We start from the raw sequence: 14,285 nt of genomic DNA, 5'->3' as shown, positions 1-14,285 counted from the left end.
TAATTTTTACATTTAAACAGTAAAATTTCGAATTTTATTTTCACATTTACTCTTTTAAAATAAAATATTTACATTTCCCCATATTTTCTAAATAAATTAAAGAAAAATATTCTCCATAAGAACAATAATATAAATTATATTTAGAATGAAAAATGATAGTATTTCCATGTTCTGGACATAATTGCAATTCACTTGGTAAAATATATTTTCATTCATTTATTATTTCTTTTTTTGCAATAATTCTATTTACATTTTTATTAAATTCATTAAAAATTTTTAGACTTCATTTTAATTTTCAAAAGTCTTTCTTATCAATTTTTCTTTTTTTATATTGGAGCTTGAATTTTTTTCACTGGTTTTTATTTTCATTTTTAAAAATCAAAAAATCATTAATAGATTCAACATATTTATATACAAAAATAAATTGATATTCTTCTTCTAAAAATGATTTATTTTCCTGTAAAAAATTAAAATATTCATGTTTAGTATGTTTGTGTCTATTAAATTTAGAATAAAAAATTATAATTATTCCTATTATAGTAGGAATAAAAATTAAAAGCATTAAAAATAGTATAAGTAATCACTCTAAACCAGAAGAAAAAATTAAAATAAATAAAGAAAATAAAAATAAAATCAATACATAAAATAAAATTATTATTATTTTTTTTACAATATAAACAACAATATCTTTATGGTAAAAGAAACTATTAAATTTTTGTCTATTTTTTTTATATTCAATATGTTTTTTCCTATCAAATAATCATTCATTTATTTTTTTTCAAATTATATAATAGATAAAAATTAAAGTTGATTTAAATAAAGTGTTAATTATTAATGAAGATATAAATTCAAAAAATTTAATATTTCAAAATCAATTTTTTATAAAAATATCTGGTTTTTTTTCTTGTAAAATATTTTGAAATTGCTCAATTAAATTGTTAGATATTAAATGAAAAACATTAACAAATGAAAAAATAGTAGTTAATATTAGAACTGCTATTTCTATATAAATGGTAGGATTCAAAAATTTATTTTTTATTTTCATTTTTATTATTTCTGATAAATCTGAAAATTCAATAAATTTTTTTACTTTAAAAATTTTATTTTTTTCTTTTTCACTTAAAATAACGTATAAAAAAGCAATTATATAAAAAACTGTTATTGTTAATCAAATAAAACCCATTTTAAAATACCTATAAATGTAATAAAAGTAATAAAAAAATGGCGGGGCAAACAGGATTTGAACCTGCGCGGGCGGTTAAGCCCCTAACGCGTTAGCAATGCGTCCTCTTCAGCCTCTTGAGTATTGCCCCCCAAGTTTTTACTATATAATTATATAATAATTTGCTTAAATTAATAAGCATTTTTTTTATTTTTCAATAAGTTTATAAAATTCCTTTTCATTAATTATTGGAGTTTTGTGTTTTTCTGCTAATTTTAATTTAGATTCACCTGGTAAATCTCCAACAACTAAATAGTTTGTTTTAGAAGTAATTGTATTAGAAAGTACCCCAGAATTAGATACTACTAATTTTTTAAATTCATTTCTTGTTATGGATAAAGTTCCTGTAACAACAAAAGAAATATTTTCTAAATTTTTGCTTTCAATCTTGTTGTTTTCCTTTATAAAATTCAAATTTTGCTCTTTTAATTTTAATAAAAATTCTTTATTTGCTTGAATACTAAAATAATTTTTTAATTCTTTAACAATGGTTTCACCAAATTTATTTACTTCTAAAAATTTTTCATAATCATAATTTAAAAGTTCATCAATATTATTGATCCTTTTACTAATTTCAATAGATGCTTCAACACCTATATTTTTAATTCCAAGTGCATAAATAAATTTACTAAATTCTATGGTTTTAGAATCATTTATGGCTTTTAATAATACAGTTGTGGAACGCATCTTAAAATTCTTAGTTCATTTTTTATTATTAGCACTAATTAAAGCAATATTTTTTTCTAACTCAAATACATCAATAACATTTTTTATTACGCCAAAGTCATAAAATTGTTTAATAGTTTTTTTAGAAAGTGTTGAAACATCGAAAGCATTTTTGGAAAAGAAGTGGATAATTTTTCTAACAATTTTGTCTGAACAATTTTCATTTTCACAAAATTGTTCTTTTTCTGTATTATGTAAAGGAAAATTACAACTTGGACAGTGAGTTAAAATATCAATATTGGTATTTTCGAATTTTTTTACAGATGAAATTACTTGTGGAATAATTTCTCCAGATTTTTTAATATAAACATCTTCTCCAATTCTAATTTTAAGATTTAAAATGTTTTGAAAATTATGTAAATAAGCTTTTTCAACTTTAGTTCCATTTAAAAAAACTGGTTCTAAATTGGCAACATAAGCAATTTTTCCTGTTCTTCCTGTTTGGTAATCAACTGAAAGTAATTTAGTTTTTACGATTTCATCATAAAATTTATATGCAATAGCTCCTTTAGGAAATTTAGAAGTATAACCCAATTCTTCGGAGAAAATAACATCATTTACCTTAATTACCATTCCGTCTATTTCATATTTCAAATCATCTCTATTTTTATCCACATATTCTATAATTTCCTGTATTTCAAGTAAATTATGTACAGTTTTTCCTATTGTATTTACAGGAAAATGATTTGTTTTTAAAAAGTTGATAGTTTGCGAAACAGAATTAATATTATGGTTAATAGGTTCTACAACTTGATAAAAAAATGCTTTAATTTTGTGCATTTCATCAGTGGAAACGTTTTTCAATTTTCTTACTATTCCTGCAGCTGCATTTCTTGGATTTAAAAACAAATTTTTTCTTTCTAAAGATTTAATTTTAGAGTTCGAGGATTCTTCATCGATTTTTTGTTGGTTATATTCATCAATTTTTGCTTTAATTTGTGAATTTAAATCAATAAAATCATCTTTATCAATATATATTTCTCCTCTAATTTCAATGGGTTTATCATATTTTATTATTTTCGGAAAAAATTCATCTTTTGTTTTTAATATATTATTAATGATATTTTCACCTTCAATACCATTACCACGAGTTAATGCTTTTATTAATTTACCATCTTTATAATGAAGAGCAACAGAAAGTCCATCAATTTTAGGTTCAATATAAAAATCTTTAATTTCCTTTATAACTTCTTGAGAATCATTCAAAAATTTTTGAATTTCTTCATATGAATAAGCTTTATTTAAAGATAACATCGCAAAAGAATGTTTAACTTTTTCAAATTGAGTAGAACTTATAGAATGAATTTTTTGAGTTGGTGAATTTAAATTTTCTTCTCAAGAAAATAAAGAAAAATATACATTTTCTAATTCTTTTAACTCTTTCATTTTGTCTTCATATTCTAAGTCGCTAATTTCTTGTGTATTTTCTTCAAAATACAATTTATCATGATATGAAATTTCTTGTCTTAAATCTTCAATAATTTTTTTAATTTCTAAATCGGTTTTTCCTTTTATTTTATCTTTTGTTTTTTTTCTCATAAATCATCCTTATTAAAATTGTTGAGCTGTATAAATTCAAAATAGCGGTAATGGTCCTATTACATTTTGTTCTACTAATATAACAAAAACTATAAAACTAATTAAAAATAATAAAAATAAGTAGTCAAATCATTTTAAATAAAGACGACGATATTTTGTTCTTTTTTCATAAGGATCATAACCTCTTACTTCCATTGCGTTTGATAAATCTTCTGCTCTAGAAAATGATAAAACAAATAGTGGAATTGTTAAGGTAATCATTGCCTTAACTTTATCATTAATTTTTCCGTGTTTAAAATCAACTCCTCTTGAAGCTTGTGCTTTAATAATTCTATTTGCTTCAAGTAATAAAGTAGGAATGAATCTAATTGCAATTGAAATAATCATCGCTATTACATTGGTATTAATTTTTACAAGTTTTAATGGGAAAATCAAATCTTCAATAGCTCTTGTTAATAATACAGGTTTAGTAGTATAAATCAAAAGAGTAGTGATTAAAATCATACAATAAATTCTTAAACCAAGAACAAAAGCCCTTATAAAAGATAAATTAGTATATTTTAAAGTTGTAAATTTTAAGTTCAATGAAAATCATTCTTGACTTATAAATTTATAAGATTGATCGTGATCTAAACCTTTTATAATGAATTCTGGTTTATTAAAATTACTTAAATCATTTAATATAAAAGAATAAATTATAGACATAAATAAAAATATAAAAATAGGTAACTTAGCTACTTTTATTAAGTGAAAAGGTTTTTTAGTGGTAACAGCAAACAAAATTATCATAGGAATTATTAAAAAAGAAAGAGTTAATAAATGTGTTGTTACAAAAAACAAAGTAATAAAAATAATATTAAATATTAATTTAATTCTTGGATCTAACTTATGCAAAAACGTATTTTTAGGTACATATTTTCCAATTACTATATTCATATTACTCCTTTATTAACTTATTTATTTCTGAAATTAACTCATTAATATTTTTAACTTTTGGAATATTTATTCCTTTTTGTTTTAGTTTATTAACAAAACTTAACAATTTAGTTGGTTGCATTTTATTATCTTCTAAAAACTCTGTGTCACTAAGTATTTCGTAAGTGTCTCCATCTTTAATTATTTTACCTTCCTTGAATACAATTGTTCTATTTGTTCAAGTTAAAGCGTTATCTAAATCATGAGTTACAATTACTATAGTTTTTCCTGCTTTGTGTAAATTATCAAAAATTTCCAAAGTTTCTTGAATCCCCACCGGATCTAAACCTGCTGTTGGTTCATCAAAAAAAATGATATCAGGATCCATTGCTAAAATTCCTGCAATTGCCACCCTTCTTTTTTGTCCACCTGATAAATCAAAAGGTGATTTTTGTAAATAAGATTCATCTAAACCAACAAGTTTAATTATATTTTTAGCTTTTTCAATAGCTTTTTTCTTTTCTTCTCCCATTGAAACAGCACCAAATATAATATCTTTTTCGATAGTTTGCTCAAATAGCTGGTATTCTGCAAATTGAAACACAACACCAACCCTTTTTCTTATTTGTTTTAACTCTTTACCTTTAACTCTTTTTGCAAAAAGTTTTTTCTTTTTTAAAATAACATTTTTCTGTATATTTTCTTTATTTTTGTTTTCATTAACATAAATAAATTCCACTTCTCCATCGTCTGGATAAATTAAACCATTCATATGTTCGATGAATGTGGTTTTTCCACTACCTGTTTGTCCTATAATTGAAATGAATTCACCTTTATTTATTTCAGTTGAAACACCATCTAAGGCATTAAATCTTGAAGGTAAATCTTTATCATAAATTTTAAATATATTTTTTATTTTAATTTGCATATTTCCTCTATTAATTCATTTTCATCATATGTTGGTTTTATTTTATTTATTAAAGAAGAAATTTTATAAATAAATGGTGAATCTAATTTTGCTTCTTCTAATACTTTTTTATCATTTAAAATGTTTTTTGGAGATCCTTGTGCTATTACCTTACCTTTTGCTAAAACTATCACTTCATCTGCTAAAACAGCTTCATCCATATCATGAGTTATGGAAATTAAAGTTTTTGTTCTTGTAGATTGAATTTCTCTAATTATGTTTAAAACATCGTGTTTTCCTTTAGGATCTAGCATTGATGTTACCTCATCAAAGATTATAATTTTAGGACTTAAAGCTAAAATGGAAGCAATTGCAACTCTTTGTTTTTGACCACCAGATAAATTTTGCGGTTCTCTTTCAAGATGATCTAGCATATCAACTTTTTGAGCTAAATTGAAAATTATTTCCTTCATTTCCTTTGGATTAACACATCTATTTTCTAAACCAAAAGCAATATCATCTTCAACTGTTGCACCAACAAATTGATTATCTGGATTTTGAAAAATAATTCCAATATATTTTCTTGCTTCATTTAAAGTGCTTTTGGATAATAAAATATCATTTATTCACACTTCACCTTTTTTAGGTTTTATAATTCCTGTTAAAATTTTAGATAAAGTTGATTTTCCCGAACCATTGTGTCCTAAAATGGCAATATATTTTCCTGCTTTGAATTCTAAATTTATATCATCTAATGCTAATTTTGCATTTTCTTCATCGCTGTAACTAAAAGATACGTTTTTAAGTTTTATCATAATTTTTAATTATACTATTTATTGCTTTTTTTATTATTATTTAATAATAAATTAGCAGAATTTATATAAGATCTAATCAAACCACCTGCTCCAAGTTTAATTCCACCAAAATATCTAACAACAACAATGAGACTATTTTCTATTTTTTTTATTTGAAGCAAATTTAAAAGTGGTTTTCCTACAGTTCCTTGTGGTTCTCCATCATCGCTCATTCCATAATGTGTTATACCATCATTATCAGTGAATAAAAAAGCATAACAAATGTGTCTAGCTTTTTTATGTTCTTTTTTTAGATTTTCAATTATTGTTTTTACTTCGTTTTTGTCTTTAATTTCATATAAAAAGGAGTAAAATTTAGATTTTTTAATTTCAAATAAGTTATTCATTATTTTATTTTAAATTGAATATTTCCTTCTCCTACAACATGGAATTTTATACTTTCTAAAACATCTCCCAATGAAATAACATCAAAATTTTCTCTTTTTACAAAATTAATTTTTTCATCTAATGCATAAATTGTTAATGTATAAATTCCATTTGAATCTGAAATATTTGGTATTTTTACCAATCCATAATCGTTTGCTATATACCTAAATATCTCATTACTTTCTCCAAAATCACTAGCTATTCTTTGCGCAAGGTGAGTACCAAAAGTATTAATATAATGATATTTTTGTTCTTTATCAATGTTAAATTGATTAATTATTCTTGAAGGAATTTTTATGAAGTTATCAGTTTCTAAATTCACATTTTCATTTTCTAACTCAGTCCTAATTCAAAATATTAAAGGTGTAGCATAGTTTTTTACTTCAGCGTTTCCCAAAAGTGTCACAACATAACTTTTAGCTTCATTTATTTTGGAAAATTCTAAAGGTAGTGATATTGCATGAAATAAATTATTATGTTTTTGTGCTACATAAAATTTATTTAAAAATATTTCATTGTTTTCTCTATAAAAAGCGCTAGATTTAATTTCAATATTTGTCTTTTTATTACTCTTATAAAAGAAAATTTTATCTTTTTCAAGTCCTTTGTTTAATTCCTGACTTTCTTTGTTATTTTCTACAAATCTATCATTCATAAAAACATATTTTGTTCTATATAAAAAAGTATAAAATCCTGAATCAATAACTTTTCCTTTTATCAAATTTTGAAAATCGTCAAAAAATAATTTATCTTCTTTATTGAAATTTGAATTTTTTAAAATGTCTTCTGTATTTAAAGCATAAATTCTTAATTCATAATTATGGTCACTTTCTACAGGGAATGGTCCTACATAAACACCATTATTTTCAATTGAAACAATTTGTTCCAGTAAATGTTTTTTAGCAAAGGATGACATAGAATTTTCAAATTGAATAATTCTATCTTTATTTTGAAATGAAAAATCCCAATCTACCCTATTTTTCTTTATATTTGCAGCAATTCAATGAATAAAAGGTACTCCTAAAGATTTAGAAGCTTCCTTATCAATTAATGTTATAGCATATGATTTAGCATTTTTTACTTTTGACCATTTTATTGGGAAACTTACAGAATTGTCTTTTAAATTAGAATTACCAAATTGAGTTTCCAAAACACCATTTTTTACATTTTTTACAATTATTTTCATAAATTAAATTTTAACAAAAAATACACAAAATTAAACTTAAATAATTTAATCTTGTGTATTTTGTAAATAAATTGAAAAAACTATTTTCTAATATTAAGTTTTTCAATAGTTTTTTTGTAAGAATCAAAATTGTTTTCTTTTAAATATAATAAAAGTTTTTTACGTTTATTAACCTTTGCCATAAATCCACGTTTTGAATGTTTATCTTTTTTATTAACTTCAAAATGTTTTTTTAATGATTCAATATCTTCAGTTAAAATTGCAACTTGAACTTCAATCATACCTGTGTTTTTTTCGTTTCCACCGAATTCAATTGTTAATTCTCTTTTACGTTCTTTTGAAACCATATTTTCTCCTTTGATTTAATCCCAGCAAAAACTTGAACGAATGTTAAAACCGAGAAAAAATATTTTATATTAATTTTATTAATATTTAAATTTTATCACATTATTTGTTTAATGTTAATAATTTTATGAAAGAATCTGCTTTTAATGAAGCTCCACCTACAAGTGCTCCATCAATATCTTTTTGATTCATTAATTCTTCAATATTTGTTGGACTTACTGAACCTCCATATTGAATAACAACATCTTTATGTGTGTTTTCTCTTATAAATTCACAAACTTCTTGTGCTATTTGTGCAGTTGCTGTTTTTCCTGTACCAATTGCTCAAACAGGTTCATAAGCAATTACAATTTTAGAAAAATCTTCTACATTTTTTAAAGAATTTTTTAATTGATGTAAAATAACATCTTTTGTTTTATTATTTTCGTATTCTTCTAATGTTTCTCCAACACAAACAACAGGAGTTAATCCTTCTTTTAATGCTTGATGAACTTTTAAGTTAACTAATTCATCTGTTTCACCAAAATATTGTCTTCTTTCAGAGTGTCCTAAAATTACAAAAGATACAGATAAATCCTTTAACATAGATGCAGAAATTTCCCCTGTATATGCACCAGAATCAAAATTTGAAAAGTTTTGTGCTACTATTTTTAAATTTGATTTTTCAAATAAAAATAAATTAGTAAAAGGTGCAGCAATTCCGAAAGTAACTTCATCTGAAATTTTTGTTTTGTTTTCACTGTATAATCTACTAAATTCATCTAAAAATGCTTTTGTTTCTTGAGCATTTTTATTCATTTTTCAATTACCAATAATTGTTAATTTTTTCATTTTTCTCCTTAAAAAATAATCATTATTCAAATTATACTAAAACTCTTGAATTAATAAAAAAATTAATTATTTTATTATAAATTTCAATAACAAAATCTTCAGTTTATAGTAAAATTTAAATAATATTAATATAATAATAAATGTTAGAAAGCAGGCAACAATGAAAAGTATAAAAAATGTAATATTAAATGCTAAAGAAAATGATAAAAAAATTTTTAGTATTCAAGGATGACTAACAAACTTAAGAGGAAATACAAAAATTAAATTTTTAGAAATAAATGATGGTTCTACAATAGTTAATTTGCAGGTAGTTTTAAAAAACGAAAAAATCAATTTACAAGAAGTCGATAAGGCAAGGGATGGAGCAGCTATTTATGTTAAAGGTGTTTTAAATTACACTCCAAATTCAAAACAACCTATCGAACTTCAAGCTGATGAATTTAAGTTATTAAAAAATACAGATGAAGATTTTCCAATTCAGAAAAAAGAAATTTCAATGGAATTTTTAAGAGAAATACCTCATTTAAGACACAGAACAAAATTAATAAAAGCTATAATGCTAATTCGTTCTACTTTGGCGATAGAAATTCATAAATTTTTCTCTAATCATGATTTCCTTTATGTTTCAGCACCTATCATAACTTCTAACGACGGAGAAGGAGCAGGAGAAACTTTTGTTGTGGATTCAGAAAATGAAAAAATGTTTTTTGGAAAAAAAGCAACTTTAGGTGTTACTGGTCAATTACACGCTGAATCTTATGCAATTGGAATGAAAAAGGTTTATACTTTTGCTCCAACATTTAGAGCTGAAAATTCTCACACTAAAAAGCATGCAGCAGAATTTTGAATGGTTGAACCTGAAATCGCTTTTTACGAATTGCAAGATGTGATTAAATTATCTGACCATATGCTAAAAACTGTTATTAAAAACACTTTAGAAAAACATAAATTAGAATTTGATTTTTTAGAAGAAGTTGTTGATAAAAACTTGAGAGAAAAACTAAATTTATTTTTAAACAAAACACTTTCTATTATCTATTATAAAGACGCTATAGCAGAATTAGTAAAAGTAAAAGATATTTTTGAAGAAAAAAATATTTATTTTGGTTTAGATTTAGCTACAGAACACGAAAAATACTTAGCAGAAAAATTATTTAACGGGCCTGTTGCTGTTATAAATTATCCAAAAGAATTCAAAGCTTTCTATATGTATCAAAATGATGATAATAAAACAGTTGCTGCTTTTGATTTATTAGTTCCAGGTATTGGTGAATTAATTGGGGGTTCCCAAAGAGAAGTTCGTTATGAAAAATTACTACAAAGAGTTCGTGAATTATCAATCCCAGAAGACGATTTAAAATGATATTTAGATTTAAGAAGATTTGGTGATGCTGGTTCATCAGGATTTGGACTTGGTTTTGAAAGACTTGTTATGTATGTTACAGGAATCGACAATATTAGAGATACTATTCCTTTCCCAAGAACAGTTAATAACTTAAAAATGTAAATAAAGGAGTAAAAATGAAATTATCAATATTAATCCCATCATATAAACAAAAAAATGAACTTAAATCTCTTTTAGACTCTTGTTATGTTCAACAGAAAAATGAAGATTTTGAAGTTATTGTCACAATTAACAAACCTACAAATGATGAATTGAATTTAGTTTATGAATATAAAGAACTTTTCAAAGATAAATTAAAAATTTTAATTAATACAAAAAGACAAGGTGTTATTCGCGATATTTTTGATATGCTTACAAAAGCAGTTGGAGAATATTTTATTGTTGTTTTTCCTGAAACTAACTTAAAAAACTTTTTTGTCAAAAGATTTATTGAAATTGAAAAAAAATACAAGGTTGACATTATTGAATTTAAGCCTAAATTTAAAGGTTTTTTTCAATTAGAACCTAAAAAAAGAATTCAAGACAATAAAATTTTTAAAATTCAAGAAGATAAAAAGGTAATTGCATACACTTTTCCAATTATTTTTAACAAATTTTTTAGCACAAATAAATTTTTAGAAATAACAGCGAACACAAATTTTAAAGATGCTAGTTCTAAATATTTGATTGAAATACTATACAAAACACTACCCTTTTTAGAAAGTTATGTCTATATCGATGAAATCATCGTTAATGAATGAAATAATGAAATAAGCATTTTTAACCCTTCACAAGTTATTAGGGACTGAAAAAATATTGAAAATTTCACAAGAGAAAATAAAATTGAATTTATGGAAGAGATTTTATATGCCAAACTTTACTTTTTACAAATTTTTATTCCTGTAATTTTAGGAGTAACTAAAAAATCTCTATTAACAAGACTATTAACAAGACAAGAAGAATTTCCAATAACTGTTTTAAAATATTATGAAAAATTAAAATTATTAAGAAAAAATGAATTTAATTTACTTTTATCAGTAAATAAATACATCCTATTAAACAGTAACGAAAGTAAACTTATTACAGAAAATACAGCCCCATCAAAATGACATTCAATTTCCAAAAAAATTTAACTAAAGCAGAAGCGAGTATTTCAATAAAGTTTCTCTCTTCTTTAATTGATATTTTATTATATTTCTCTTTTGCTTTTTCTTCTTTAGGTTTTTTATTCTTTTTAATATTTAAAAACGATTATAACTTAGCTTATTATTTTTGACTTTTCTTTCAAATTATATTTATTTTGGCTTTCCAATTACTCATTCCTTTGTTAAATCAAGGCAAGAGTATTGGAAAAATAATTTGTAAATTAGAATTACAAACAGAAAAAAAAGTAAACAAAAAAGAATTACTTTCTTGCTTATTAAAAAGAAATTTATTTTTTTCTTTAAATTGAGTTATATTAATTTTTCTTTTTATTCTTTTAATTAACCCTCAATTATCACAGAAAATTGTTTCTAGCAACAGTTTACTAAAAGATAAAAATAAGCAATTTAGTAATTTGACTTCATTAGAAAAAGTTTTAATAAATATTTTTATTGCTTTTTCTAACTTTAACTTTATTTTGCTTTTAATTTTATTTTTTTTCAACATATTTAATCCAAAAAAGAACATCATAAATATTTTTTCCAAAAGCAAATTAGTATACAAAAACAAATTCATCGAAACTCAAAAACCTTTAGAAATTAAAAACCTAAATTGAACCAAAGTGCAATGAGACACGAAAGGAGATTATTATGAAGAATGATAATAATGTAAAAATTCTCTCAAATTTAAATGATAAACAAAAAAGTGCTGTTGTTTATAATCAAGGTCATCTTCGAATAATTGCCGGAGCTGGTAGTGGTAAAACAGGAGTATTAACAAGAAAAATAGCTTACTTAATTGAAAATCAAATTACTGATGCTAAAAAAATTTTAGCAGTTACTTTTACTAATAAAGCCTCAAACGAAATGAAAGAAAGGGTTATAAATTTAGTTGAAGAAAAAGGAAATGAAGTTTTTATAAGTACTTTTCACTCTTTATGTAACTATATTTTAAGAAGAGAAATCACCAATCTCAAAGATTATAATTCTAATTTCGATATTCTTGATTCTTCAGATCAAAAAAATATTTTAGAAAACATATATAGAAAATTAAAAATAACAAATAGAGACATTAATTATTCAACTGTTTTAGAAAAAATTTCTAAATGAAAAAATTTAGAAATTTTGCCAGAAGAAATAGATATAGATAAATTAGAAGAAGATGATGAAATAATAGTTGATCTTTATACTGAATACTCAAAAGAATTAAAATTATTAAAAGCATTAGACTTTGATGATTTAATGATTTTTACCGTTAAAATCTTTCAACAATTTCCAGAAATAAAGGAAAAATGAAGAAATAAATTTTCTCATATTCTCGTTGATGAATTTCAAGATACATCAGAATTGCAATTCGAAATTATTAAACATTTAACAGGAGAAAAAAATATTTTAACAGTTGTTGGAGATCCTGATCAAACAATTTATACTTGAAGAGGTGCTGATGTAGAATTAATTTTAAATTTTGATAAATTTTTCCCAGGTGCCTTAACAATTACCCTGGATCAAAACTACCGTTCTACCAATCAAATACTAAATGCAGCTAACTCTTTGATTAAAAATAATAAAAATCGTTTAGAAAAAAACTTATTCACCGATAATATTTCAAATGAAGAAATTATATTTCACCATTCTTTTAACGTAGAAGTTGAAGCTAGATGAGTTGCAGAAGAAATAAATGATTTAAAAAGAAAAAAGGTTCAACTTAAAAATATAGCAATTTTATATCGTTCCGGTTTTTATTCAAGAGCTTTTGAAGAAGCTTTAATTAAAGAAAATATCCCTTATCAACTTTTAGGTGGAACTAAATTTTTTGAAAAAAAAGTTATAAAAGATTTAATCGCTTATCTAAAAGTCATAAATGATGGTTCAACTGTTGGTTTACTAAGAATTATAAACATTCCTTCTAGAAAAATTGGTCCTTCAGCGATTCAAAAATTAACTGAATATGCAAACAAAAGAAATGTTGCCCTTTTTGATTGTTTAATTGATTATTTCACTAATAGAAAAACTTATATGAAAGAAGAAGGATTTGAAGAATTACCTTTAAATCATTCTCTTCAAAAAGAACTGGTTGATTTTTTAAATTCTATTAACTTCGCAAGAAAACTGCTAAAAAGTGAAAAAAGTATCTCCTTTGTTCTTGAGAAATTTATTGAAAAAATTAAATACATAAGTTCAATTAAAAACATTTTAGATAAACAAGATGCTCTAAATAATTTACATAGTTTAATGCAAGGGATTAAATCTTGAGAATCTAAAAATCCTAATTTAACATTAAATGATTATTTACACGAAATTTCTTTATTAACAGATAGTGATGACTCGAACTATGAACCAAATACTGTAACTTTAATGACAATACACAGTTCCAAAGGTTTGGAGTTCCAAAATGTATTTTTAGTAGGAATGGCTGAGGGTATTTGTCCAAATAAAAGAACTTTAAAAGATGAAGAAAATATAGAAGAAGAAAGAAGACTTGCTTATGTAGCTATCACAAGAGCTAAAGAAAGATTATTTATTTCTGATTCTGGTGGAAACTACTTTGAAAATCAAGCATATTCTCAAACTTCGAGATTTATTTCAGAAATGGGAATAAAATCTGAAATTTTACAAAATTTCACAAAAAGAACCAATGATGGACAATTAAACTATAAAAGAAATGATAAAACAATCAATTTAGTTGCTGGTGATTTAGTAAATCACATTGTTTTTGGAGAAGGAATAGTTCTTACTGAAGAAGGTGATACAATAATTGTTAAATTCAAAAACTTACCTGAAAAAGATGCAACCAAAAAAATAATGAAACAGCACAAATCTTTAGAAAGGATAACACCTATCTAAGAT

The 14,285-nt window shown here is 23.6% G+C and carries 13 protein-coding genes and 1 tRNA gene; 4 read left to right on the top strand and 10 right to left on the bottom strand.

What is annotated here, in order from left to right:
- Nucleotides 1-46 precede the first annotated feature (46 nt).
- From ACR34G_RS01560 to tpiA, 10 genes are all read right to left on the bottom strand, one after another.
- Entirely contained in the window at nucleotides 47-1,183 is a 1,137-nt protein-coding gene (locus ACR34G_RS01560; RefSeq protein ID WP_436359045.1) for a hypothetical protein, read from the bottom strand.
- Nucleotides 1,184-1,222: 39 nt separating this feature from the next.
- Nucleotides 1,223-1,313, bottom strand: a tRNA-Ser gene (locus ACR34G_RS01555).
- 56 nt (nucleotides 1,314-1,369) lie between these two features.
- Nucleotides 1,370-3,487 (bottom strand): NAD-dependent DNA ligase LigA, encoded by a 2,118-nt coding sequence (ligA, locus tag ACR34G_RS01550; RefSeq protein ID WP_436359043.1) that lies wholly within the window; start codon nucleotides 3,485-3,487, stop codon nucleotides 1,370-1,372.
- A gap of 12 nt (nucleotides 3,488-3,499) precedes the next feature.
- Nucleotides 3,500-4,423, bottom strand: coding sequence for an energy-coupling factor transporter transmembrane component T family protein (locus tag ACR34G_RS01545; protein WP_436359041.1), 924 nt, complete (start codon nucleotides 4,421-4,423; stop codon nucleotides 3,500-3,502).
- 1 nt (nucleotide 4,424) lies between these two features.
- Nucleotides 4,425-5,330: an energy-coupling factor transporter ATPase gene (locus tag ACR34G_RS01540; RefSeq protein WP_436359039.1), complete on the bottom strand. Its 906-nt coding sequence runs from the start codon at nucleotides 5,328-5,330 to the stop codon at nucleotides 4,425-4,427.
- Entirely contained in the window at nucleotides 5,315-6,124 is an 810-nt protein-coding gene (locus ACR34G_RS01535; protein WP_436359038.1) for an energy-coupling factor transporter ATPase, read from the bottom strand. Before ACR34G_RS01535 ends, ACR34G_RS01540 begins: the two co-directional genes overlap by 16 nt.
- 14 nt (nucleotides 6,125-6,138) lie before the next feature.
- Nucleotides 6,139-6,510, bottom strand: a complete 372-nt coding sequence (locus ACR34G_RS01530) for an IMPACT family protein (protein ID WP_436359036.1) — start codon at nucleotides 6,508-6,510, stop codon at nucleotides 6,139-6,141.
- Nucleotides 6,510-7,736: a YbhB/YbcL family Raf kinase inhibitor-like protein gene (locus ACR34G_RS01525; RefSeq protein WP_436359034.1), complete on the bottom strand. Its 1,227-nt coding sequence runs from the start codon at nucleotides 7,734-7,736 to the stop codon at nucleotides 6,510-6,512. The genes ACR34G_RS01530 and ACR34G_RS01525 overlap by 1 nt, the downstream gene beginning before the upstream one ends.
- Nucleotides 7,737-7,816: 80 nt before the next feature.
- Complete coding sequence (rpsO, locus tag ACR34G_RS01520; RefSeq protein ID WP_436359033.1) at nucleotides 7,817-8,083, bottom strand: 30S ribosomal protein S15; 267 nt, start codon at nucleotides 8,081-8,083, stop codon at nucleotides 7,817-7,819.
- Between the two features lie 100 nt (nucleotides 8,084-8,183).
- Nucleotides 8,184-8,912 (bottom strand): triose-phosphate isomerase, encoded by a 729-nt coding sequence (gene tpiA, locus ACR34G_RS01515; RefSeq protein WP_436359032.1) that lies wholly within the window; start codon nucleotides 8,910-8,912, stop codon nucleotides 8,184-8,186.
- A 160-nt stretch (nucleotides 8,913-9,072) separates the two neighbouring features.
- On the opposite strand from tpiA, the gene asnS reads away from it, so the two are divergent.
- Genes asnS through ACR34G_RS01495 form a run of 4 tightly spaced genes read left to right on the top strand, consistent with a single transcriptional unit; the run spans nucleotide 9,073 to nucleotide 14,282 of the window.
- A complete protein-coding gene (asnS, locus tag ACR34G_RS01510) occupies nucleotides 9,073-10,419 on the top strand; it encodes an asparagine--tRNA ligase (protein ID WP_436359031.1) in 1,347 nt (448 codons plus the stop codon).
- Between the two features lie 14 nt (nucleotides 10,420-10,433).
- Nucleotides 10,434-11,429: a glycosyltransferase family 2 protein gene (locus ACR34G_RS01505; RefSeq protein ID WP_436359030.1), complete on the top strand. Its 996-nt coding sequence runs from the start codon at nucleotides 10,434-10,436 to the stop codon at nucleotides 11,427-11,429.
- Nucleotides 11,402-12,103 carry a hypothetical protein gene (locus tag ACR34G_RS01500; protein ID WP_436359029.1) on the top strand — a complete coding sequence of 234 codons (702 nt, stop codon included), beginning with the start codon at nucleotides 11,402-11,404 and terminating at the stop codon, nucleotides 12,101-12,103. The genes ACR34G_RS01505 and ACR34G_RS01500 overlap by 28 nt, the downstream gene beginning before the upstream one ends.
- On the top strand, nucleotides 12,090-14,282 hold the full coding sequence (locus ACR34G_RS01495; RefSeq protein WP_436359028.1) for an ATP-dependent helicase: 2,193 nt from the start codon (nucleotides 12,090-12,092) through the stop codon (nucleotides 14,280-14,282). The genes ACR34G_RS01500 and ACR34G_RS01495 overlap by 14 nt, the downstream gene beginning before the upstream one ends.
- Nucleotides 14,283-14,285: the final 3 nt, after the last annotated feature.

The organism is Mycoplasma sp. 480, assembly GCF_051353065.1.
GTDB lineage: Bacteria > Bacillota_I > Bacilli_A > Mycoplasmatales > Metamycoplasmataceae > Mesomycoplasma_A.
Note: the sequence above shows the minus strand (reverse complement) of the source record. Positions and strands in the feature narration are given on the sequence as shown.